General features: G+C 71.4%; 18 protein-coding genes. 6 read left to right on the plus strand and 12 right to left on the minus strand.

Annotated features, from left to right (window positions below; genetic code table 11):
* The first annotated feature begins 149 nt into the window (after positions 1-149).
* Positions 150-698: a single stranded DNA-binding domain-containing protein gene (locus ABC319_RS10925; RefSeq protein ID WP_413070246.1), complete on the plus strand. Its 549-nt coding sequence runs from the start codon at positions 150-152 to the stop codon at positions 696-698.
* A gap of 41 nt (positions 699-739) precedes the next feature.
* Here the strand turns inward: ABC319_RS10925 and ABC319_RS10930 are convergent, their stop codons facing one another.
* From ABC319_RS10930 to ABC319_RS10950, 5 genes are all read right to left on the minus strand, one after another.
* Complete coding sequence (locus tag ABC319_RS10930; protein ID WP_413071682.1) at positions 740-2107, minus strand: efflux transporter outer membrane subunit; 1368 nt, start codon at positions 2105-2107, stop codon at positions 740-742.
* Between the two features lie 311 nt (positions 2108-2418).
* Complete coding sequence (locus ABC319_RS10935) at positions 2419-3594, minus strand: HlyD family secretion protein (RefSeq protein ID WP_413070247.1); 1176 nt, start codon at positions 3592-3594, stop codon at positions 2419-2421.
* Positions 3591-5237, minus strand: a complete 1647-nt coding sequence (locus ABC319_RS10940; protein WP_413070248.1) for an efflux MFS transporter permease — start codon at positions 5235-5237, stop codon at positions 3591-3593. Before ABC319_RS10940 ends, ABC319_RS10935 begins: the two co-directional genes overlap by 4 nt.
* A 536-nt stretch (positions 5238-5773) precedes the next feature.
* Positions 5774-7603 carry an AsmA family protein gene (locus ABC319_RS10945; protein WP_413070249.1) on the minus strand — a complete coding sequence of 610 codons (1830 nt, stop codon included), beginning with the start codon at positions 7601-7603 and terminating at the stop codon, positions 5774-5776.
* Between the two features lie 56 nt (positions 7604-7659).
* The gene (locus ABC319_RS10950) at positions 7660-7821 is read right to left on the minus strand and encodes a DUF1674 domain-containing protein (protein ID WP_413070250.1); all 162 of its coding nucleotides are present in this window, start codon (positions 7819-7821) and stop codon (positions 7660-7662) included.
* Between the two features lie 86 nt (positions 7822-7907).
* Between ABC319_RS10950 and ABC319_RS10955 the strand changes: the two genes are divergently transcribed.
* Both ABC319_RS10955 and ABC319_RS10960 read left to right on the plus strand, forming a co-directional pair.
* The gene (locus ABC319_RS10955; RefSeq protein ID WP_413070251.1) at positions 7908-9152 is read left to right on the plus strand and encodes an RsmB/NOP family class I SAM-dependent RNA methyltransferase; all 1245 of its coding nucleotides are present in this window, start codon (positions 7908-7910) and stop codon (positions 9150-9152) included.
* Between the two features lie 4 nt (positions 9153-9156).
* Positions 9157-10251 carry an ABC transporter ATP-binding protein gene (locus ABC319_RS10960; RefSeq protein WP_413070252.1) on the plus strand — a complete coding sequence of 365 codons (1095 nt, stop codon included), beginning with the start codon at positions 9157-9159 and terminating at the stop codon, positions 10249-10251.
* On the opposite strand, the gene ABC319_RS10965 is transcribed toward ABC319_RS10960, so the two are convergent.
* Genes ABC319_RS10965 through ABC319_RS10975 form a run of 3 tightly spaced genes read right to left on the minus strand, consistent with a single transcriptional unit; the run spans position 10241 to position 13262 of the window.
* Positions 10241-11098, minus strand: coding sequence for a carbohydrate ABC transporter permease (locus tag ABC319_RS10965; protein ID WP_413070253.1), 858 nt, complete (start codon positions 11096-11098; stop codon positions 10241-10243). The two genes, ABC319_RS10960 and ABC319_RS10965, sit on opposite strands and share 11 nt — an antisense overlap.
* On the minus strand, positions 11089-11970 hold the full coding sequence (locus ABC319_RS10970) for a carbohydrate ABC transporter permease (protein WP_413070254.1): 882 nt from the start codon (positions 11968-11970) through the stop codon (positions 11089-11091). Before ABC319_RS10970 ends, ABC319_RS10965 begins: the two co-directional genes overlap by 10 nt.
* A complete protein-coding gene (locus tag ABC319_RS10975; protein ID WP_413070255.1) occupies positions 11967-13262 on the minus strand; it encodes an extracellular solute-binding protein in 1296 nt (431 codons plus the stop codon). The genes ABC319_RS10970 and ABC319_RS10975 overlap by 4 nt, the downstream gene beginning before the upstream one ends.
* 164 nt (positions 13263-13426) lie before the next feature.
* On the opposite strand from ABC319_RS10975, the gene ABC319_RS10980 reads away from it, so the two are divergent.
* Positions 13427-16387: a TonB-dependent receptor plug domain-containing protein gene (locus tag ABC319_RS10980; protein WP_413070256.1), complete on the plus strand. Its 2961-nt coding sequence runs from the start codon at positions 13427-13429 to the stop codon at positions 16385-16387.
* Here the strand turns inward: ABC319_RS10980 and ABC319_RS10985 are convergent.
* Genes ABC319_RS10985 through ABC319_RS11000 form a run of 4 tightly spaced genes read right to left on the minus strand, consistent with a single transcriptional unit; the run spans position 16372 to position 20668 of the window.
* Positions 16372-17754, minus strand: coding sequence for a Coenzyme F420 hydrogenase/dehydrogenase, beta subunit C-terminal domain (locus ABC319_RS10985; RefSeq protein ID WP_413070257.1), 1383 nt, complete (start codon positions 17752-17754; stop codon positions 16372-16374). The two genes, ABC319_RS10980 and ABC319_RS10985, sit on opposite strands and share 16 nt — an antisense overlap.
* Positions 17747-18862 carry a polysaccharide pyruvyl transferase family protein gene (locus ABC319_RS10990; RefSeq protein WP_413070258.1) on the minus strand — a complete coding sequence of 372 codons (1116 nt, stop codon included), beginning with the start codon at positions 18860-18862 and terminating at the stop codon, positions 17747-17749. Before ABC319_RS10990 ends, ABC319_RS10985 begins: the two co-directional genes overlap by 8 nt.
* Positions 18863-18887: 25 nt before the next feature.
* Complete coding sequence (locus ABC319_RS10995; protein ID WP_413070259.1) at positions 18888-19874, minus strand: beta-xylosidase; 987 nt, start codon at positions 19872-19874, stop codon at positions 18888-18890.
* A complete protein-coding gene (locus ABC319_RS11000; RefSeq protein ID WP_413070260.1) occupies positions 19871-20668 on the minus strand; it encodes a TIGR04290 family methyltransferase in 798 nt (265 codons plus the stop codon). The genes ABC319_RS10995 and ABC319_RS11000 overlap by 4 nt, the downstream gene beginning before the upstream one ends.
* Before the next feature lie 193 nt (positions 20669-20861).
* On the opposite strand from ABC319_RS11000, the gene ABC319_RS11005 reads away from it, so the two are divergent.
* Together ABC319_RS11005 and ABC319_RS11010 are read left to right on the plus strand one after the other, a co-directional pair.
* On the plus strand, positions 20862-21746 hold the full coding sequence (locus tag ABC319_RS11005; protein WP_413070261.1) for a glycosyltransferase family 9 protein: 885 nt from the start codon (positions 20862-20864) through the stop codon (positions 21744-21746).
* Positions 21734-22132: a DUF6165 family protein gene (locus tag ABC319_RS11010; protein WP_413070262.1), complete on the plus strand. Its 399-nt coding sequence runs from the start codon at positions 21734-21736 to the stop codon at positions 22130-22132. The genes ABC319_RS11005 and ABC319_RS11010 overlap by 13 nt, the downstream gene beginning before the upstream one ends.
* The last annotated feature ends 6 nt before the right edge of the window (positions 22133-22138 follow it).

Raw genomic sequence — 22138 nt, forward strand, 5'->3', positions numbered from 1 at the left:
CCATAAACGCTGCGGTCCGCGGCCGGAAGCGCAGCGTTGGCGGGAATGGCGCTACCCCCGCGCCCTAAACCGAAACTGAACGGCGCGGTTCAGCGGGGAACGGGGGGCGGGGCGTAGAAGGGCGACACCAACCACACGGAGACTATCCCATGCCCCTTCCCTTCAATCTCTCGCGCCGCGGCACCTGCGCGATCGCCGCGGCCACGCTGTTCGTCGTCGGCGGGGCCGGCGGTGCGCTGGCCGGCAAGGCGTTCGGCCCGACGGTCGAGATGGCGCCGATGCGGCCCACCGCGATCCGCTCGCTGACCGCGGGTGACGACATCGTCACGATCCGCGGCCAGGTGGCCGAGGTGTTCGGCAACAAGTTCGTCGCCAGCGACGGCAGCGGGCGGGCGCTGGTCGACCTGGGTCGCGCCGGCGAGGACGCCGCGCTGGTGGCGCCGGGGCAGACCGTCAGCGTCCAGGGCCGCTACGACCGCGGGATGCTGCACGCGTCGTTCCTGGTCGATGCGGCGAACAAGGTGCTGCCGCTGGGCCCCCGGCCGGGCGGACCGGGCGAGCATCGCGGTCCGGGTGGGCCGGGTGGTCCGGGTCGCCACGGGCCGGACGCGCCGCCGCCGCCGCCCGTCGCCGGCGGGGCCGCACCGGTGGCACCTGCCCCCGCCGTGCCGGCCGCGCCCGCGCCCACGCAGGGCTGATCCCGCCGCGCCCCTCCCCCTGTTTCGGGGAGGGGCGTTGCTCAGCGCGTGGTCGCGGCGACGTCGTCGCGGGTCCAGCCGCCGCCGAACGCCTGATAGAGCGCGACATAGGCAGTCAGGCGGTCGGCGCGGGCCTGGATCAGCGTGAGTTCGGCGGTGAGCAGGCCGCGCTGGGCGTCGAGCTGCTCGATGTACGAGGAATAGCCGGCGCGGTAGCGGTTCGACGCGGTGCGGAGCGCGGCGGCGAGCGCATCGCGCTGGCGGCCGAGCGCCACCGCCTGCTCGCCCGAGCGACGGACGCCGGCCAGCGCGTCGTCGACCTCGCGAAAGGCGACGAGGGCCGCGCGCCGGTAGGCGAAGGCGGCCTGATCGCGGCGGGCGGCGGCGATATCGGCCTGCGCGCGCAGGCGACCGCCGTCGAGCAGTGGCGACAGGATGCTGCCGCCCAACGAGAACACCCCGATCGGATCGGCCAGCGCGGTCGACAGGACGATCCCGGCCGAGCCGGTCAGCGCGACGTTGGGCAGCATCGCGGCGCGCGCGCTGTCGAGCGTGCGGTCGGCGGCGACCAGCGACTGTTCGGCCTGGAACAGGTCGGGCCGGCGGCGCAGCAGGTCGGCGGGCAGCCCATCGGGGATCGGCGGCGCGGCCAGCCGGTCGAGCGGCAGCCCGCGCGGGATCGGGCCGGGGCTGGTGCCGAGCAGCAGGCTGAGCGCGTTCTCCTGCCGGGCGACGGCGAGTTCGGCGGCGGGGACGAGCTGCTCGGTGGCGCGGTACTCCGCCTCCGCCTGATGCAGTTCGAGGTTCGAGGTGTAGCCGCTGGTCGCGCGACGGCGGGCGAAGCGCAATCCCTCCGCCCGCGCCGCCAGCGTCTGGCGCGCGACGGCGAGGCGCAGGTCGAGCGCGCGGAGCGAGACATAGCCGGTGGCGACGGTGCCGGCGACGGCGAGGCGGACGGTGTCGCGCCCACCCTCGCTGGCCAGCAGCTGCGCGGCGGCGGCGCGGCTGGCCTGGCGCAGGCGGCCGAACAGGTCGAGATCGTAGCTGGCCTGCAGCAGCGGCTGGGTGCCGATCGCATCGCTGGGGCGGCCGAGCGGGCTGACCGTCTGGCCGTCGGTGACGGGCAGGCCGGCGGACAGGGTCGGCGTGCGCTGCGCCTGTGCGAGGCGGGCGGCGGCGCGTGCCTCGTCGACGCGGGCGGCGGCGGCATAGAGATCGGGGTTGGCAGCAAGCGCGCGGACGACGAGGTCGGCGAGGACAGGGTCGCCGAACGCGGTCCACCACTGGCGATCGACCGCCGCGCCGGGGCCGAGCGCGGTGCGCCATGCGGGCGGCGGGGCGACGGCGGCGGCGGGCGGGACCGGCGGGCGCGGGCCGGTGCAGGCGGCGAGGGTGACGAGGGCGGCCAGCGTTGCCGTGGTTCGCGCGGAGACGCGGAGGCGCGGAGGGGTGGTCGTTGCCGTTTCGCTTCGCGGTGCCGAGCCGGATGCGCCCGCCTCGTTCAGCCTTCGCGGCGTCGCGCGATCGATCAGAGCCCGGATGAATGCCGGGAGGGCGAGGGCGGCTATCTTGCCACCCCGGCGGAGGCCGGGGCCCGGGTGGGAAGGCTTTTGCGGTAGCACGGGCGTGTTCTCATCATCGTCCCCCGACTGGGCCCCGGCCTTCGCCGGGGTGGGGGATATCCCCGGGGTGGGGTATATCGCCGGAGAGGGGGGAAGGATCATTGCGGGCCGGTGTCGATGCGGGCCTGCACCGACATGCCGGGCCGCAGGCGGGCGGCGAGGGGCTGGCCGGGGTCGATGCGGATGCGGACGGCGATGCGCTGGGGTACCTTGGTGAAGTTGCCGGTGGCGTTGTCGGCCTTCAGCACCGCGAATTCGGACCCGGCGGCGGGCGAGATCCGCTCGACCCGGCCGGTCAGCCGCTCGTTGGCGAGCGCGTCGACGGTGAAGGAGGCGCGCTGGCCGACGGCGACGCGCGCGGTCTGCGCCTCTTTCAGGTTGGCGATCACCCAGGTTTCGGGGGGCACGAGGAACATCAGCTGCGAGCCGGCGGTGACGTACTGGCCGACGCGCACCCCGACCTCGCTGAGCCGTCCCGATTCGGGCGCGCGGATGATCGTGTTGGCGAGATCGATCCGGGCGAGGCGGCGCGCGGCCTCCGCCCCCGACACCCCGGCCTGCTGGCCGCCGCGGCCGACCTCGACGGTGCGGATGTCCTGACGGGCGATCTCGCGCGCGGCCTTCGCCTGTTCGACCCCGGCCTGTGCCTGACGGAGCGCGGCGAGGGTCTGGTCGCGTTCGCGCAACGACACCGATCCGTCGGTGACCAGATCGTTGACGCGGGCCATGTCGGCACGGGCGCGCATCAGCTGTGCCTCTGCGTTAGCGACGGCGGCGTCCTGCGCGGCGAAGCTGGCCTGACGGCTGCGCCCGGCCTGCGTGGCGTTGGCGAGGGTCGCCTGCTGCGCGTCGACCTGGGCCGTCGCCTGATCGACGCGCTGGCGGTAGATGCGGTCGTCGATCGTGACCAGCGGCTCGCCCGCGCGCACGTCGGCGAAGTCGCGGACGAGGACGCGGGTGACATAGCCGCTGACCTGCGGGCTGATGACGGTGGTGCGGCCGCGGACATAGGCGTTGTCGGTCGCCTCGTACGCGGTGGTGAAGGGCGGCAGGCGCCATGCCGCCAGCACCGCGAGGACGCCGGCGAGCGCGACGAGCGACAGGACGACGATGACGGTGCGGTTGTTGCGCGGCGGGCGCCAGCCGGAGCCGACCGGCGCCGCGTCCGGCGCGGCGGGCGGAACCGGCGCGGCGACCTCCGCCGCGCGCTCCTCGGTCATCGGCGTGGTGGAGACTGGCGGGGTGGTAGAGACGGGCGGGCGGGTATCGGTCATGCGGCGGCCTTTCTGGCGCGCCAGTGGCGTCGGCCCAGGAGGAACATGAGATAGGCGGCGGTCGCGGCGGCGACCAGCGACACCAGCCGGAATACGTCGTCATAGGCGAGGACGTTCGCCTCCCGCGTGGTGGCCTGCGACAACAGCGCGCCGCCCTCCGCGGTGCGGAGTGCCGGGTCGCCGACGACGCGGCCGACCGCGGCGCCGCCGGCGGCCAGCCGCTGCGTGACGATCGGGTCGGTCGGATCGATCGCCTGGACCAGCGCGGCGCTGTTCGCCTTCTCGCGCACCTGCTGGTAGCTGCCGAGGAGCGCGGTGCCGGCAAGGCCACCGACCGAGTTGATGATCCCGAACAGCGCGATGAAGCTGATGATGTGGCCGGTGCCCTGTTGCAGCGCGCGGGTCATCCCGAAGAGCAGCGAGGGGCCGAGGAACAGCGTGGCGGAAAAGGCGATCACCGCCTGCGTGGCGTAGAGCTGGGGCGCGCGGGTGAGGCTGGTCGAGTGCGAGTCGATGAAGGCGGCGACCGCGACCATCGCGATGGCGAGCATCACCGGATGGGTCAGCCGTTCGACGTTCAGGGTCACCGCGCTGACGACGACGCCGGCGACCGAGGCGACGAAGAGGATGGTGAAGAACACCACCAGCTGGTCGTTGTTCTGGCCGAGCAGCGTGAGGAGGCCGGTGGCGGCATAGGTCTGTTCGGCCAGCACGATGCGCGCGACGATGGTGACGATGGTGAAGCGGACGATGTCGGCACTGCCCAGCCAGCGGGTGTTGAGGAGCGGATTGGCGCGGTTGTGCTCGACGATCAGCGCGGCGGCGAACATCGGGATGGCGACGATCAGCGCCCAGCCGATCCACGCGGCGTTGGTCCACCAGACGATGCGGCCGAGCCCCAGCACCGCGCAGAACAGCGCGGTGCTGCCCGCGAAGAGGGTGAAGGTGAGGAAGTCGAGCGGCTCGAACGCCTTTTGCCGGTTGGTGGGCGGCAGGCGCAGCCACGCGACCGCCGCCAGCGACACGAGCGCGAGGCCCAGTTCGAACAGATAGAGTGTGCGCCACTGCGACAGGGCGAGCAGATCGGGCGAGAACAGGCGAGCGAGCGGCGTCGCGCATTGCGGCACGCCGATGCCCAGCACCACCGCCTTCAGCCGCCATTTCGCGGGCAGCGACTGCATCATGTAATAGAGGCACAGCGAACTGACCGACGCGCCGACCATGCCGCTGACCGCGCGGACCATGATCGCCGACGAGAAATCGCGCACGAACAGATGGGCGAAGGTGGCGAGCGCATAGAGCGCGAGGAAGATGAGCGCGAACGGGCGCAGGCCGAACTGCTGGCGGAACTTAATGAGCAGCAGGTTGATCGACACGTTGGTCATCACATAGACGGTAGGCAGCCACGCGATCTCCGCCGGATCGAGGCCGAGCGCTCCCTGCAGCGTGGTGGTGTTCGCGGCGACCAGCGCGTTGCCGAGCCCGGCGGTGAGCCCGAGCAGGATGGCGATGACGGCATAGGCGATCCGGCGACTGACCGGATGGTCGGGCGACCCGGGCGAGCCGGGCATCACCGGCCGTTCGTGGGGTGCGAATTCCCAGCGTTCTTCGGCGAGGAAAGCGGTGAGCCGGCGGCGGATCATCTGCGGGGGATAGGACCGGTCGGGGCGCGGTGCCAGTGGGTGTTTCGATCGGGGTGTTGCGGGTTTTGCGTCGTGTTTCCTGATGCCTGTGATGCTTGGGCCGGGGGATCGGGGGAGGCTGGCGTTGCGGCTCGATGCGCGACGGTGGCGCGTCTGGATCCCCGCCTGCGCGGGGATGACGGTGGTTTTGCCGGGCTGGTGCTCGTTTTGGGGCGCTGGCGGTGGGAGATGGCGGAATGGCGGGCGATGTCGCTCGCTCGAACTGGCGACCCCGTGTCCATGGGTCCCGGCGTTCGCCGGGATGACGGAGGGGTAGCGTGCCGGCATGGCAGGCGGCGTTCGGGGGAGTGGTGGAAGCGCGTGTCTGCTCCTTGTCCTGCCCTCCTTCGTCATCCCCGCGGAGGCGGGGATCCAGAGACGCTGGCGTTGCGGTTCGATGCGCGATGGTTGCGCGTCTGGATCCCCGCCTGCGCGGGGATGACGGTGGGCTTTGAGCGGCTACCCTTCATGCCGGGGCGGTGGGATAGCGCGTGGCCTTAGCGAAGCGCCCTTGCGGCCAGTGCGGTGCAGTTGGCGTCGGTTGCGACGGGGCCGCTGTTGCCGCCGATGCGGCGGCCGATCGCCTTCAGGATGTTGCCGACCGACTTGACCTGGGGCGGGATGACCAGGTCGGGGCTGCGGATGGTGCCGGCGACGGTGGCGGTGCCGGGGATGCGGAGGATCACCTCGCGCTTCGGGGCGCCGGTGAGCGAGAGGGCGAGACGCTCGTCGGGGAAGGTCACGGTGCCGCTGCCGGTCAGCTGGCTGATCGCGGTGTCGACGACCAGCGGCGAGACGCGGCCGGTGCCGCCGCGCATCGCGAGTTCGGCGATCAGGCAGCGCAGCCCGGCGCGGTCGCCCTCCCCGGCCAGCAGCGCGCGGCCGGCGTCGAAGCCGAGCGCGGCGGCGTAGCGGGCGGGCAGGCGACCGTCCTGCACGACGAAGCCGATCGTGCCGCTGGACCGGCCGATCGCCGAGCGGATCGTCTCTCCCCTGCCCTTCAGCCGGACGCGGGCGGCGAGGCGGCCGGTGAACTGGCCGCCGGCGGCGAAGGCGGCGACGTCGCCGCCGGTCAGGTGCAGGTCGAGCGTGACCATCGGCGCGGGCGCGCCGTCGCGCTGGTCGACGACGGCGCGGCCGGTGACGTTGCCCTGCGACAGGCGGAGTCGCAGCGGGGCCAGCGTCAGCCGGCGGTGGTCCATGACCAGCGTGCCGGCCATGCCGAGCACCGGCGGCGCGGAGGTGCCGACGATGCGACCGACGGTGAAGGACAGGCGGCCGTCGGTGCTGTCGATCTTGCCGATGTCGACGCGGGTGTCGGGCACCAGCCGCGGGCCGATCCGCGCTTCTTGCGCGGCGGCCTTCGCGCGACCCTCTGCCGAGGTCAGATCGTTGAAGTCGAACGCGCGCGAGGCGATGTGGCCGTCGATCTTCGACCGGCCGTCGACCTTCTTCACGGTCAGATCGCCGGTCAGGTCGGAACGGCCGATGGTGCCGGTCAGCCGCTCGATCCGCCACAGGTCCGGATCGCGGCGGACGTGCGCGCGGAGCGCGACGGGGCGGGTGCGGAACAGCCCGGCCTCGATCACCGCGTCGATCAGCTTCAGGTCGCTGGCGCGGGCGGTGACGTCGAGCGTCATCGCGTTGGTGTCGAGCGGACGGTCCATCGTGCCGGTGGCGCGCATCGCCAGCCGGTCGCCCTCGATCCGCGCGACGAAGGGCCACGGCATGCCCGCGAGCGGCGCGGCGCCGGCGATGGCGAGACGGACGGGGGTGCCGTTGATGGTGCCGGCCCCTTGCGCCTTCAGCCCGGTGGCGGGATCGATCGCGACGGCCAGCCGCACGGTGCGGTCCTGCTTTGCATCGGCATAGCGGATGTCGGCGTTGCGCACGGCGAGGCCGCCGAGATCGGGCGCGCCGCCCCCCTGCTCCTGCTTGCCGGGGCGCTGCCAGTTGGTGCGGCCGTTCGCGTCGCGGACGAGGGCGAGCGAAAGGCCGTCGACCCGGACATCGCGGGGGCGGAAGTCGCCGGTCAGGAGCGGCCAGACCGGGAAGGTGACGGTGAGCGTGCCGAGCCGGGCGAAGTCGCCGGTGCCGGCCCAGCCGGCCTGCGCGATGCGGACGTCGCGGATGGCGATCGTGGGGGTGAAGCCGAAGCGGTCGAGCCGCTGAACACTGCCGATCGTGACCGGGCGGCCGAACCGCTCGGTCGCCTCGCGCTCGACGATGCCGCGCAATGCGCCCCAGGGAAAGGCGGCGAGGACGAGGAGCAACAGGGCGATGACGACGGCCGCGATGCCGAGTGCGATCCGCCGGTCGATCCTCATCAGGGCGGGACGTTCAGGCGGCGATTTCGTTCCGGGGGCGGAATGCGGCGACCGCGTCAGAAGTCGACGGCGATCCCCTTCAGCTCCCAGTCGCCGTAGCGGACGGGATCGCGGCCCAGCGGATCGTCGTCGCGCTGCTCGATCGGGCGGGGTTCGGGCACGGGGGGATTGGGGGAGAGGTGCTCGGGCGGTTTCAGATGGGCGGGGCGCTGGGCCATGATCGTCTCCGGAAACGGCCCGATTGCGGGATGCGGGCCGACACGCCACATAGGCGCGATGAGGACCGATCCCAAGTGACGCGCCGTTGAACGCCGGCCAGACCCATGCGCCCGAGCCGCTGGGCGTGCCGACCCGGCGCGCCGCGATCAAGCTGCTCGACGCGGTACTGCGCCGGGGCGAGTCGCTGGAGGCGGCGCTGCCGGCCGCGACGCGGATGGTGCACGGCCCCGATCGCGGGCTGGCGCATGCCATCGCCGCCGAGACGCTGCGCCGGCTGCCCGATCTCGACGCGCTAATCGACGGCGCGACCGAGCGGGTGCTGCCGCCCGATGCCAAGGCGCGCACGGCGCTGCGCATCGCCCTGGTCCAGGCGCTGGTGCTGGGCACGCCGCCGCATGCCGCGATCGCGACGGTGCTGCCGCTGGTCGACGGCGGGCCACGCAAGCTGGTGCACGGGGTGTTCGGCACGGTGATGCGCAGCGGCCAGCTGCTGCCCGAGGTGCCGGCGCTGCCCGCGGATGTCGAGGCGCGCTGGGGCAAGGCATGGGGCGACGAGATGGTCGCCGAGGCGGAACGCGCGATCGCGGCGCCGCCGCCCCTGGACATCACGCTGGCCGATCCGGCGCAGACCGATGCGTGGCGCGAGACGCTGGGTGGCACCAGCCTGATGCCGGGGCACCTGCGGCTGGACGACCATGTGTCGGTGCCCGACATGACGGGCTATGCCGAGGGGGCGTGGTGGGTGCAGGACATCGCCGCATCGCTGCCGGCGCGGCTGCTGGGCGCGGGTGAGGAGCGCAGCGTGCTGGATCTGTGCGCGGCGCCGGGCGGCAAGACGATGCAGCTGGCCGCCGCCGGCTGGCGCGTGACCGCGGTCGACCAGTCGGCCAGCCGGATCAAGCGGCTGCGCGAGAACCTGTACCGGACGCGGCTGAAGGCCGAGGTGGTGCAGGCGGACGTGCTGTCGTTCGCGCCCAACTCGCCGGCGGACGCGGTGCTGGTCGATGCGCCGTGCAGCGCGACCGGCATCTTCCGCCGCCACCCCGACGTGCTGCACCGGGTGCACCGCGCGCTGATCGAGGATCTGGCGGTGCTGCAGGGACGGATCCTGCGCCGTGCCGCGGAGTGGGTGAAGCCGGGCGGGACGCTGGTGTTCGCCACCTGCTCGCTGGAACAGGCCGAGGGCGAGCGGCAGCTGGAGGCGTTCCTGGCGGCGCGGCCCGACTTTGCGGTGCGCGAGGGTGGCGAGCAGGGACGCGTGCTGCCGGGGCGCTATCCGGGCGGGAACGACGGGTTCTTCATCGCGGCACTGGCGCGGGCCGAAGGATAAAGCGGTGGCCGGCGTCGCGATCGAGGGGGTGGCGAAACGCTTCGGCGAGACCGTCGTGCTGCACGCCGCCGACCTGCGCGTCGAGGAGGGCGAGTTCCTGGTGCTGGTCGGCCCGTCGGGCTGCGGCAAATCGACGCTGCTGCGGATGATCGCGGGGCTGGAGGAGCCGAGCGAGGGGCGCATCGTCATCGACGGGCGCGACGTGACCGGCGTGGCCCCGTCGGACCGGGGCGTGGCGATGGTGTTCCAGTCCTATGCCCTGTACCCGCAGATGACGGTGGCGGAGAACATCGCGTTCCCGCTGAAGGTCGCGCGGGTCGAGCGCGAGGAAATCGCGGCGCGGGTGGCCGAGGTGGCGGCGATGCTGGACCTGACCGACCTGCTCGACCGGCGGCCGCGCGCGCTGTCGGGCGGGCAGCGGCAGCGGGTGTCGATCGCGCGCGCCGTGATCCGCCGGCCCCGCGTGCTGCTGCTGGACGAGCCGCTGTCGAACCTGGACACGGGCCTGCGCGCACGCATGCGGCACGAGTTCGCGCGGCTGCACCAGCAACTGGGCGCGACGATGATCTATGTCACGCACGACCAGCTGGAGGCGATGACGCTGGCCAACCGCATCGTGGTGATGAGCGCCGGGCGGATCGAGCAGGTCGGCGCGCCGCTGGAGGTGTATCGCCGGCCGGCGAGCATCGCGGTGGCGGAGGCGATCGGGTCGCCGGGGATGAACATGGTCGCGGTGACGATCGTGGACGTAGGCGCGGATGCGGGCGCGGTCGTGCGGCTGCCCGACGGCCTGACCGTGCGCACCGGCGCGTGCGTACCGGCAGCGGCGGTCGGCAGTGCGGCGACGCTGGGGGTGCGGCCTGAGCATCTGTTCCCCGCCGACGACGGCGCGTTCGCGGGTGCCGTCGAACTGTTCGAGCGGCTGGGACCGCTGTCGTTCGCGCATCTGGGCGCGCGGGGCGAGGCGGGGACGATCGTCGCGCAGCTGCCCGGCGACCGGGCGGTGTCGCTGGGCGAGCGGCTGCGCGTCGGCGTGGCCCCGCAGGACGCGCACCTGTTCGCCGCCGACGGCCGCGCCTATCCGCGCATTACCCCTTGACGCTGCCGCCGAGCAGGCCGGTCAGGTAATAGCGCTGGAGGAACAGGAACAGCAGCAGCACCGGCATGGTGGTGACGACCGCCGCCGCCATCATCAGCTCCCCGTCCGCCGCATGTTCGCGCGCGATGCCGGCAACCGCGACGGGCAGCGTGTAGAGGTTCTGGTCGGCCAGCACGATCAGTGGCCAGAGGAAGTCGTTCCAGCTGCCCAGAAACATGAACAGCGCCAGCGTGACGGTGATCGGCATCAGCAGCGGCAGCACGATCGACACGAAGATCCGCCCCTCCCCCGCCCCGTCCATCCGGGCCGCGTCGATCATCTCGTCGGGGATCGCCAGCGTCGCCTGGCGCACGAACAGGATGGCGAAGATGCCAGCGAGGCTGGGCAGAATCACCCCGGCATAGCTGTTGACGAGGCCCAGCTCCCTGAAGATCAGGAACAGCGGCAGCATCGCCACCTGACCCGGCACCACCAGGCTGGCGATCAGCAGCTTCAGCAACCGCTCCCGCCCGCGGAAGCGCAGCTTGGCGAAGGCGTAGCCGGCGGGCACGGTCAGCAGCAGGCCGAGCGCGGTCGAGATCGCCGCGACCAGCAGGCTGTTCCAGAGCGCGGGCATGATCCGGTAATCGAACCACGCCCCGTCGATCAGCCGGCGGACGAGGAGTTCGTAATAGTTCTCGCCCGACCAGCGCGACGGCCAGAGCGGGGTCGGCAGCGTTCCGGATTCGCCGCGCGGCATGAACGAGACGATCAGCATGTAGGCGAGCGGCGCGATCGTCAGCGCGGTCAGCAACGCGACGGCGGCGTTGGCGAGGATCGCGCGGAGCGGCAGGCGCGTCACAGCCATTCGTACCGGCGGCCGATCCGCGTCTGGACGAGCGTGAGCGCCAGGATCATCAGGAACAGGATGAAGGCGACCGCGCTCGCCTGGCCCAGGTTCCACCATTTGAACCCCTCGTCAAACATGAAGTACAGGATGGTGGTGGTGCTCTGCGCCGGGCCGCCGAGCGTCATCACATAGGGTTCGGCGAAGATCTGGAGGAAGCCCGCCACGCTCATGATCGCGGCCAGCAGCAGCGTGGGGCCGATCGCGGGCAGGGTGACGTGGCGGAACCGGCCCCAGCGCCCCGCCCCGTCCAGCCGCGCCGCCTCCATCAGGTCCTGCGGGACGGCGGACAGCGCGGCGGTGAAGACGATCATGTTGTAGCCGAAGATCTTCCACGTCACGAACACCAGGATCGCGGGGATCGAGGTGCGCGGATCGCCCAGCCAGTCGACCGGCGGGATGCCGATCGCGCCCAGCGCCCGGTTGATGAGGCCGAAGCGCGCATTGAACAGGAACCGCCAGACGACGGCGGTGGCGACGACGCTGGTGACGTAGGGGGCGAACAGCAGCACGCGCCACAGCGGTTTCCACCGCACCGTCGCATCGTTCAGCAACAGCGCGACCGCCAGCGAGGTGCCGATCGCCATCGGCACGCCCAGTACCGCGAACAGCGCGGTGTTGCCGATCGCGCGCCAGAACAGCGGCGTCGCCAGCAGGCCGGTGAAGTTGCGCCACGCAACAAAGTTCAGGTTCGACCAGTCGGCCAGCGCGTAGATCGAATAGTCGGTGACCGACAGCGCGAGCGCCAGCAGCGTCGGCAGCACGAAGACCAGCAGGATGATCGCGAGGACGGGGGCCGAAAACAGCCAGGCGGCGCGTTCCTGCCGCGTCATGCGATGCGGCCCGCATCGACCAGCGCGCGGCGCTGCGCCAGGATATGGTCGACGCGGCGGTCCATCTCGGCCAGCCCGGCATCGATCGTGACCAGCCCGCGGACGATCCGTTCCGCGACCAGTTGCACGTCGATGCGGATCCGCTCCCACTCGACGATGCCGGGGTCCTGCGTCGGCTGGAGCATCTGTTCGGCGAACGGGCGCAGCACCGGCGTGGCGAGCGCGGGCGAGGACCAGGCGGCGCGGGTTGCGGGCAGGTTGCCGATCATCCGCTGGAAGCGCAGCTCGCTGGCTGCGGAGGTCATGTGGCGGACCAGCGCGCGGGCCGCGGCCGGGTGGGTGGTGGTCGACGATACCGCCAGGCTGGCGCTGACGCCCGAGGCGGCGGCGGGGCCGTGCGGGCCGGGCATCCGTGCCGTGCCCCAGCGGTCGGGCGCGATCTCCGCCCGGCGGCGATGCAGGTCGAGCATCAGGGTGGGGCCATAGGGATAGATCGCGAAATAGCCCTGCGCGAAGGCGGCGACGGGATCCTGCACCTCGGTCGACAGGACGGCGGGGGCCAGCCCCTCGCGGAACAGCGAGACGTAGAAGGCGACTGCCGCGCGTGCCTCCGGCGTGCGGAAATTGCCGCGGGTATCGTCGTCGCGCAGTGGGCGGCTGCCGGTCTGGCCGAGGAAGGTGAAGAGCGCGTCCCACCAGTTCAGCAGCATCAGGAAGACGAAATCGTCGGGGCGGCGGCGCTTGATCGCGTGCCCCATCCGGCGCCAGCCCTCCCAATCGGTGGGCGGCGCGGGGTAGCCCGCCTGCTCGACCAGGTCGCGGCGATAGAACTGGACCTGCGGCGCCAGGCTCCACGGCACCGCATAGTCGCGGCCGGCGTGGCGGACGGTGTCGAGCACGCCGGGAAACATGCCCGCCACCAGCGTCGGGTCCGCCAGCGGCGCCAGCGCGCCGATCATCGCGAACTCGCCGACCCAGCCGTTGGGCAGCATCAGCACGTCGGGCAGCGAGCCGCCGGCGAAGGCGGTCAGCAGCTTCTCGTGCGCGGCGGTCCAGGGCAGCGACTGCACCTCGACGGCCAGCCCGGTCGCGGCGGTGAAGGCGGGCATCAGGTGTGGCGCATAATCGCCCTCGTAACTCATCGCCCAGACGGTGAGCGGCGCCTCCGTCGCGGCGCGGCCGCAACCGGCGAGCGCGCCCAGCGCCAGCACCGGCGGGACCGCCAGCATCGCCCGGCGGGACAGCCCGGCGGCCGCTGAAACCCTCTCCCCCATCATGGCAGCGTGACGCAAGCAGCGGCGCCGCGCCACCCCCGACGACCGATTAAACGTCAATGGGTTGCGCCATGTTTACCGGGATCGACGCACCCGGCGACAAACGATTGATCGAACCGTGCGGATCGTCCTAGTCAAACGGACGAGATGACCGGCAGTGGCCGGCAATCGGGGAGAAGACCGTGTTGCACCACCGCTTGTGCCGTTCCCTGCTGTCCGGCGCAGCGCTGCTCGCCGTGCCGGCCGCCCATGCGCAGACCGCGCCCGAGCCCGCGCCGGCCGCCGCCGATGCGCCGGCGGAGGATGGGGCGACCGACATCGTCGTCACCGGATCGCGGATCACCCGCCCCGATTACGAGGCGCCCAACCCGATCGTGTCGTTCGACGCGGCGACGCTGCAGCGATCGGGCAATACCAACGTCACAGAGTTCCTGCGGCGGGTGCCGGCGCTGACCAATTCGATCGACAGCACGCGGTCGGCGGGCAATGCGCAGGCGGATGGGGCGCTGGGCCAGGCGGGGCTGAACCTGCTCGACCTGCGCGGGCTGGGTACCAACCGGACGCTGGTGCTGGTGAACGGCCGCCGCCACGTCGCAGGGCAGTTCGACACCGCCGCGGTCGACATCAACAGCATCCCCACCGACCTGATCGAGCGTGTCGACGTGCTGACCGGCGCGGCATCGGCGGTGTACGGCGCCGACGGCGTGTCGGGCGTGGTCAATTTCATCCTGCGCCGCAACTTCGAGGGACTGGGCGGACGGGCGCAGTTCGGCGTGTCGGACCGCGGCGACGCGGCCAACCGCTTCGCCTCGATCATCGCCGGGCGCAACTTCGGCGAGGGTCGCGGCAACGTGACGCTGGCGTACGAGTACAACGCCGAACAGCCGCTGGCGAACGACGACCGCGCCTATCTCCGCTCGGCGAACCGGGTGTTCTTCGTCAACAACAAGAACTACGTCGCCGGCCAGCCGGGGTCGTACGTGAAGATCCCGACCACCGACAATCGCTACACCGCCAGCTATTTCGACGCGAACGGCGTGCAGCAACCGGGCGGGTCATATGCCAACATCATCAAGATCGGCGACCGCTTCTTCCGCGGCGACGGCCAGCCCTATACCTTCGGCACCCAGTCGCAGACCGACGATTATTCGCAGGGCGGGGACGATACGCCGGTCGCCGGCTATATCGGCGACATCGTGTCGCGGACCCGGCGCCACGCCGTCAACCTGCTGGCGCATTACGACGTCTCCGACGCGTTCAAGCTGAGTTTCGAGGGGAAGTTCGTCCAGTCGTCGGCGCGGACGTTCAGCAGCTATAGCGGCACGTACAGCAGCCCGACGGGCGAGGGGTACAATGCGCCGATCGCGCTGGACAATCCGTTCATCCCCGCCAGCCTGCTCGCCGCCGCGCAGGCCGAGGGGCTGACCAGCATCGTCATCAACCGCAACAATTTCGACCTGCCCCGCCGCGGCGAGGACGTCCGCCGGCGGACGTGGCGCGGCGTGGTCGATGCCAGTGGGCGGATCAGCGACCATGCCGGCTACGACTTGTCGTACACCTATGGCCGGACCGACGTGCGCTCGACCAAGCTGAACGACCGGCTGGCCGACCGCTACCCGCAGGCGCTGGACGCAGTGCGCGACGCATCGGGGCAGATCGTCTGCCGCTCGGCCGCGGCGCGGGCCGCGGGGTGCCTGCCGGTCAACACGTTCGGCACCTATGTCGCCGATCCGGCGGCGTTCGATTACTTCCTGTTCGATCCGGTCAGCCGCGCTCGAGTGGAGCAGCACGTCGTCAACGCCTCGCTGACCGGCGATTTCGGGCAGTTCTTCGCGCTGCCCGGCGGCCCGATCCAGTTCGCGGCGGGCGGCGAGTACCGGCGTGAGTCGAGCCGGTTCCGGCCGGCGCCCGAGCTGCTGAACGGCGCCTTCTACCAGTTCGACGAGCCGCTGGTGCCGACGCCCAGCAGCGGCGCGTTCGACGTGTGGGAACTGTTCGGCGAGCTGAACGCGCCGCTGCTGAAAGACAAGCCGTTCGCGTACCTGCTGTCGGTCGGCGCGGCGGGGCGGTATTCGGATTATTCGACGGTCGGCAGCACCGAGGCATACCAGTTCAACGCGATCTATGCGCCGGTCGAGGATATCAGCTTCCGCGGATCCTATGGCCGGTCGGTGCGCGCGCCCAACATCGCCGAGGTGTTCCGCCCGCGCACGGGCTTGTCCGACTTCATCGAGGACCCCTGCTATCTGGCGAACCGCGGCCAGGGCACGCAGTTCCGGCAGGCGAACTGCCAGACGCTGATCGCCGGGCTGGGCGGCGATCCGGCCGCCTTCTCGAACGTCAACAACCCCGATGCCAGCGTCAACATCGTCGGCGTCGAGCAGGGCAATCCGAACCTGGCGCCGGAAGTGGCGCGGACCTGGACCGGCGGCGTGGTGCTGCGCCCCCGCTTCGTGCCGCGGCTGCAGATCGCGGCCGACTGGTACGACATCCGGCTGAAGGGCGCGATCAACCGCGCCTCGCCGACCGACCTGGCGCGGCTGTGCGTCGATCTGGAATCGATCGACAATCCGTATTGCGCGGCGGTCACCCGGCGACGGGGCACCGGCTATATCAGCGGCTATACGGTGTCGCCGCAGAACGTCGCCGCGTTCCGGACCGCGGGGCTGGAGGTGAACATCGCGTACCAGATCCCGACCGACAGCATCGGCCGGTTCGACCTGCGGCTGGTGGGCGGGTATCTGCACCGGCTGGAGCTGGTGCCGCTGCCGGGCGCGGCGGAGACCAACAATCTCGACCAGCCGTTCCGGCCGAAATACAACCTCGTCTTCTCGCCCAGCTGGACGATCGGCAAGCTGACCGCGGCGTACAACCTGCGCTGGCAGAACGGCACGCGCCGCTTCAGCCGCAACGACACCGACGGGCGCGAGGAGTTCGTCGATCCGCGCTATTTCCGCTTCAAGGAATTGTGGCAGCACGACGTGCAGGCGCAGCTGGACGTCGACGAGCGCTTCTCCTTCTATGGCGGGGTCAACAATCTGGCGAACCAGAAGCCCGATATCGGGTTCGAGACGAACGTGCCGATCTCGCCGCTGGGCCGGTACATCTATGCCGGGGTGAAGGTGCGTTACGACCCGCGCTGACGGGTCGTCCACGCCTCGATCCGGTCGAACAGGCGCCCGGTCCAGCCGCGGTGATAGATGAGGCCCTGATAGACCGACAGCGCCGCGCCGGCCCAGACGACGTACAGCCGCGGCCGGCCGGTCGCGCGGGCGAGGCGCGCCATGCGGTGGCTCCACCGGGCGATGGCGAAGCGGGCGCGGTAGATCAGGCGGCGCCGCCAGGGCAGGTCGCCCGCCCCCGGCGCCACCCGCTTGCGCGGGATCAGCCCGCGCCTGCGCCATGTGAGGCGATAGGCGAGCCCCTCGCGCCGCTGGCGGAAACCGGCCGCCTGCGTGTCGGCGATGAAGTCGGCGTCGACGGTCTCGAGCGTCAGTCGGCCGTGCTCGACCGCGCCCGACACCATGTCGCGCAGTTCGGGCGAGCGGACGATCACGACGTTGGTACCGCGCCCGTCCGAGGAATAGGGCTCTACCCAGGCATCGCCGAACGCGATGTCGGCGGTCTCGGCGACCACGTCGTCGCACCAGTTGCAGGCCGATGCCTGAAAGAAGCCCGCGCCCCAATCGCCGTCCGCCAGATGCCACCAGTCGCGATCGCGCACGCTGCCATCGGCCAGGGTCAGCTGCGCGGTGTACCAGTTGGCGGGACGGCCGGCGTCCTTGCGGCGGTATTCGACGGCGCGGATCTCGGCCGGGGGAGCATCCAGCTGCCACGCGAAGCTGTCGACGAAGGCGGCGCTCTTCATGTGTCCGCAGAACAGGCCGAGGAGGTGGGTGACCCGCTCGCCGATCACCGGATCCTCGGCGCGCAGCAGATTGATCGCCTTCATGAAGCAGGGCACGCCGACGATCGCGTAGCGGCCGGGTACGGCGCGGATCTCCTGCAGGATATCGGACATGTCGACGGGGAAGTAGCGCGAGCGCGCACCGCGCACGATCTGCTCGCCGTCGCGCGAGATGGCGTAGCGGAAGAAGATGCCGTCCTGCCCGTCGGCCGGCACGACATGCGCGACGCCGTCGATCGCGCCGGTGCGGAGCAGCTCGCTCGCCACCCAGCTGACCATCCCGCCCGAACTGCCGCCCGCCCGGAAGCCGCCCTCGGCGACATGGCCGACATGCGCGGTCTCGAACCGGCCGATACGCGGGTCGACGACGGGTGCGGCGGGGAAGCGGGCGGCGGCGATCGCATCCTCGTCGCGGGCCGCGGGCGAGAAGGGACAGGTGCGGGCGAAAGCGGGCGTGGCGACAGTCAGGGCACCCTGCGGCTCGCGCAGACCGTCGTCGTTCCACGTCATCGAACGACCGGCATCGGCACCGCAGCTGCCGCAGCCGATGCACATCCCCGACCGCATGATCGCCGCCGGGGCGAGCGGGCGGGTGTCAGGCAAGGACACGGTCCAGATAGCGGGTCGACCGCACGCGACCCTCGGCGATGCGGCGATGCACCTCCGGCTCCAGTGGCGTACCGAGCAGCTGACGGATCGCGGCATCGCCGGTCGTCTCGTCGATCAGGCGATGGCGGGCGCCGAGCTGATCGGTCAGCCCCTCCAGCTTCAGGCGGCGATAGGGCGAGGCGGCGGCCACGAACGGCCGCGCATAGTGGAGCGCGAACACGGCGCCGTGGAAGAAGCTGGTCGCAACCGCCCGGGCGCCGGCCATCAGCGCCGCGAATTCGAGCGGGCCCGCGTCGCTGCGATCCTCGTCGGCGACGGCATTGGGGTAGCCGACGCTGACGATGCGGGTGCCCGTCGCGGTCGCCCAGCGGCGCACCGCCTGGACGAACCAGCCGGGCAGGCCGTGACCGTAGAGGAGGATGTAGTCGCCCTCGGACGACGGAGCGGCAGGTAGCACTGCGGGGAATTGCAGGCAGGGATCGAGCACCATGTCGGGTTCGATCGACAGCGCGGCGGCGATCATCGCGCGCGAATTCTCGTCGCGCACCGATACCGCATCGAACCGGCGCAGCCGCGCGGTCCAGCCGGCGTCGACGCCCTTGGCGGCCGGATGATTGCCGAAGCTGGCAGCGTAGGAGACGAGACGACGCGCCCGCAGCCCCTCCCCGAAGAACAGTGGCCGGGCGCTGTACCAGGGATGGGCGAAGTTCCAGACCTCGTCGCTGCCGACGACGACGGTGTCGACCGGCTCCGCCTGATCGGGGCGGTCGAGCGGAAAGGCGGGGGAGCGGGGCAATGCGGCGACCGCGTCGGTGAAGGCGCGGACCTTGCGGCCCAGCGCGGGGTGATGGCGGCGCGGGGTGCGGGCGGGCAGCTCCGGCTGGAACGCGCTGCGCAGCTCGGCCGAGCGCACCGCCGGCGAGCGGTGATCGAGGAGCACCGCCGGGCGGCCGCGCGCCGCCAGCCCCTCGACCAGGCAGCGCGCCTGCCAGTAGGAGCCGTAGTTGATGCTGTCGTGAAAGGTCAGCACGCCGATCGTGCCGGCAGGCGACACGGGCGTGACGTCGGCATCGGCGCGGACATCCACGCGGAGGGTCGTCATCGAAGCTTCCCCGAAAGCGGCGGGATCAGGCCGCATCCTTGCGGGTGGCGAAGTCGAGCGGTGACGGCGGCGTACCGTGATGCGCGACGAACGGCGCGGCGGCGGTGGCGGTGGTGGTGGCGGCCGGTGCGTAGCGATCGATCATCGCGGCGCAGAAATCGGCGAACGCCTGCGGCTCGCGCGCGGGGCTGGTGTGATGCGGCGCGACGCCCAGATGCTCCGGCGTGAAGCAGAACGTCAGCGTGACGTCGAAATCGGCCAGCGCCGCCATCTGCCGGTCGAACCAGTCGAGCGCATCGGGGCGGAAGCTGTCGGCCCAGCTGAGCCCGGTGCGCAGCTGGCGGGTGCCGAGCCGCTTCATCCACGCGACCGCCTCGTCCAGCCGCGGATCCTGGAAATGGAACCACTGCATCAGCCCCATATGCTCCGCATGGCGCGCATAGACGTCGAGCGCGGGCTTGGGCGTGCCGTCGGGCCGGATCAGGCCCATGTAGAAGTGGCGATAGTAGCTCGATCCTTCCGCCTCGCGGTGGCGGGTCTCCGCGCCCCAGGCCATCGGCAGGTCGAACAGCGAGTACCAGAAGATGCGCGGGACGCGGCCGATCAGCAACTCGGCGGTGCGCTCCAGCCCGAAGACCTGCACCTCCTCCGCGCCGAACGAGCCGACGCCGACCTCGGTCACCCAGACCGGCTTGTCGGGCACGACCGCCTCGATCTCGGCGACCTTTTGCGGCCAGCTGTCGATCGGCCACAGGTTCCAGTCGATCGGGAAGCCGTGCACCGCGACCACGTCCACCGCGTCCAGCACGCCCTTGGCCCGCATCGACTGCGTCCATTGCGGGTCGATCGGCGACATGCCGCCCAGCACGCGCTGCACCGCCGGATTGGCGGCGTGGATCGCCCGGCCCGCACGGATCACGGTGTCGGCGAAGATATCCCAGTCGGGATCGAGCGCCACGTCCCAATGCGATTTGTTGTTGGGCTCGTTCCAGATCATGGCGGCTTCGATCACGCGGATTTCTCTCCCTTGGTCGGATAGACGGCGGCGGGCCCGAACTGCGCGTACGGCACCGGTGCGGCGCGGCACAGGAACACTTCGGGTTCCGGATTGTCGAGGATGGCGAACCCGGCCGCGCGCAGCATCGCCGCGCTGGCGGCGCGGTTGGGCGCCCACCAGTTGGTCCAGTCGTCGGCGTAGCGCTGCTCGATGAAATGCATCTTCGGATAGCCGGGTTCGTCGAACAGCGCCGGCTTGTCGTAGGTGCCGGGGGTGAAGAACGGATGGTTCTCCGGCACGTCGGCGATGTCGTCGGTGCCCTGTTGCAGGGTCTGGAACAGCATCAGGTCGCCTGCGACATGCTCGCGGATCAGGTCCAGCGCCAGCAAGGGATGGCGCAGGTGATAGAGCACGCCCATGAAGATCACGAGATCGAACGTCTCGCCCAGCGCGGCGACCTGATAGACGTCGAGGTTGCGGAACTCGATACCGTCGAACCCCAGCGCGCGCGTCGCCAGCCGCGCCTGCGCCAGATAGCGTTCGTCGCTGTCGATGCCGACGACGCGGGCGGCGCCACGCCGCTTCATCTCGACCGAGTAGAAGCCGGCGTTGCAGCCGATATCCAGCACCGACTTGCCGGTGAGGTCGGCGGGCAGCGCGTGGGCGAAGCGGGCGAACTTGTCGCGCGGGTAATCGCCCAGAAAGTGATCGGGCGCAGTCTGGATGCCGTTCAGGTCGATATTGTGGAACCACGGCGCCAGCGCCGCGATCCCGGCACGCAGCTCGGCATCGGCGGGTCGTTCCGTCATCGCTTCCGCATTCGACATCGACCCGGGGCCCCTTCGCACGCGTCCCTGCCGGACGTCGGTGTCCGGTCATCGTTACGCCAACGATCGGGTTTTTCCACCGTTCCCTTTCGGCCATCGTATTGACCTGCATCAACTAATTCGTTCGGAACCGGTCGGGCTCCGTCATCATTCCGCATCGGTGACAGGATCAACGATGCCGTGGACCGACGCGATGCGGGCAGGCCGCTGGGCCGATGCATGGGCGCTGGAGACGGCGACGATCGCCGGGCGCGACCCGACGATGCGGGACGATCCGGCCCTACCCTATCACCGGCGCTGGGTGTGGGACGGGCGGGCGGTGGCGGATCGCGACGTGCTGGTCCGCTGCTATCACGGGCTGGGCGATACCATCCAGTTCGCCCGCTACCTGCCGGTGCTGGCGGCGCGGGCGCGATCGGTGACGCTGGAGGTGCAGCCGTCGCTGATACCGCTCCTGTCGGGCATGGGCGCGAGCGACATCGTGCCGTTCGACGTGGCGCGGCCCCTGCCCCCCAGCGACTGCGACATCGAGATCACCGAGCTGCCCTGCGCGCTGGGCGTGGCGCCGGACGCGGTGGCGATCCCGTATATCGCGAGCCCGCCTGCGGCAGTGGCAGGCGGGACGATCGGGCTGTGCCACCGGGCCGGCGACTGGGACGCGGAGCGCTCGTTCGCCGCCGACCTGCTGCGCCCGATCGCGGAGCGGCATGCGTGCGCGATGCTGGCGACCGGGGCGACGACGCTGCCCGTGACGAACCCGGCGGGCTGCCCGGCCGACATGGGCGAGACGGCGGCGCTGGTCGCCGCGGTCGACCTGGTCATCACCGTCGACACGATGATCGCGCATCTGGCCGGGGCGATGGGCCGGCCGACCTGGCTGCTGCTGAAGGCGGAGCCGGACTGGCGCTGGTCCCCCGACCGGCGCGACACGCCCTGGTATCCGACGATGCGCCTCTATCACCAGCCCCGCCCCGGCGACTGGGCGACGGTGCTGGCCACCGTCGCCGCCGAGCTTTCCCCCGTCCATCCGCACAGGAGCCCTGCCCCATGGCCAGCCTAGCCAGTCCGTCGATCCCCGTGTCGTGGGGCGAGCTGCTCGACAAGCTGACGATCCTGGGGATCAAGCGCGAGCGGATCGCCGCCGCGGAGGCGCGGGCCAATGTGGTGCGCGAGTACGACCTGCTACACGGCGTCGGCGCGGCGGTGCTGCGCGAGGCGGCGGTGGCCGACCTGTTCGGCCAGCTGCGCCACGTCAACGAGGAGCTGTGGGAGATCGAGGACGCCATCCGCGCCGAGGAGGCGAAGGCCAGTTTCGGCCGCGCGTTCGTGGCGCTGGCCCGTTCCGTCTATCGCAAGAACGACGAGCGGGCGGCGATCAAGCGCCGCATCGACCGGACGCTGGAATCGGAGCTGACCGAGGAGAAGAGCTACTGGTCGGCATCGTAACCGCCC

The organism is Sphingomonas phoenicis (assembly GCF_047238005.1).
Lineage (GTDB): Bacteria > Pseudomonadota > Alphaproteobacteria > Sphingomonadales > Sphingomonadaceae > Sphingomonas.

Bases quoted from the DNA above. Each gene is read 5' to 3' on its own strand.
- ABC319_RS10925 (WP_413070246.1), top strand. From the start codon at position 150: ATGCCCCTTCCCTTCAATCTCTCGCGCCGCGGCACCTGCGCGATCGCC.
- ABC319_RS10935 (WP_413070247.1), bottom strand. From the start codon at position 3,594: ATGACCGATACCCGCCCGCCCGTCTCTACCACCCCGCCAGTCTCCACC.
- ABC319_RS10940 (WP_413070248.1), bottom strand. From the start codon at position 5,237: ATGATCCGCCGCCGGCTCACCGCTTTCCTCGCCGAAGAACGCTGGGAA.
- ABC319_RS10945 (WP_413070249.1), bottom strand. From the start codon at position 7,603: ATGAGGATCGACCGGCGGATCGCACTCGGCATCGCGGCCGTCGTCATC.
- ABC319_RS10950 (WP_413070250.1), bottom strand. From the start codon at position 7,821: ATGGCCCAGCGCCCCGCCCATCTGAAACCGCCCGAGCACCTCTCCCCC.
- ABC319_RS10965 (WP_413070253.1), bottom strand. From the start codon at position 11,098: ATGGCTGTGACGCGCCTGCCGCTCCGCGCGATCCTCGCCAACGCCGCC.
- ABC319_RS10970 (WP_413070254.1), bottom strand. From the start codon at position 11,970: ATGACGCGGCAGGAACGCGCCGCCTGGCTGTTTTCGGCCCCCGTCCTC.
- ABC319_RS10990 (WP_413070258.1), bottom strand. From the start codon at position 18,862: ATGACGACCCTCCGCGTGGATGTCCGCGCCGATGCCGACGTCACGCCC.
- ABC319_RS11000 (WP_413070260.1), bottom strand. From the start codon at position 20,668: ATGACGGAACGACCCGCCGATGCCGAGCTGCGTGCCGGGATCGCGGCG.
- ABC319_RS11005 (WP_413070261.1), top strand. From the start codon at position 20,862: ATGCCGTGGACCGACGCGATGCGGGCAGGCCGCTGGGCCGATGCATGG.
- ABC319_RS11010 (WP_413070262.1), top strand. From the start codon at position 21,734: ATGGCCAGCCTAGCCAGTCCGTCGATCCCCGTGTCGTGGGGCGAGCTG.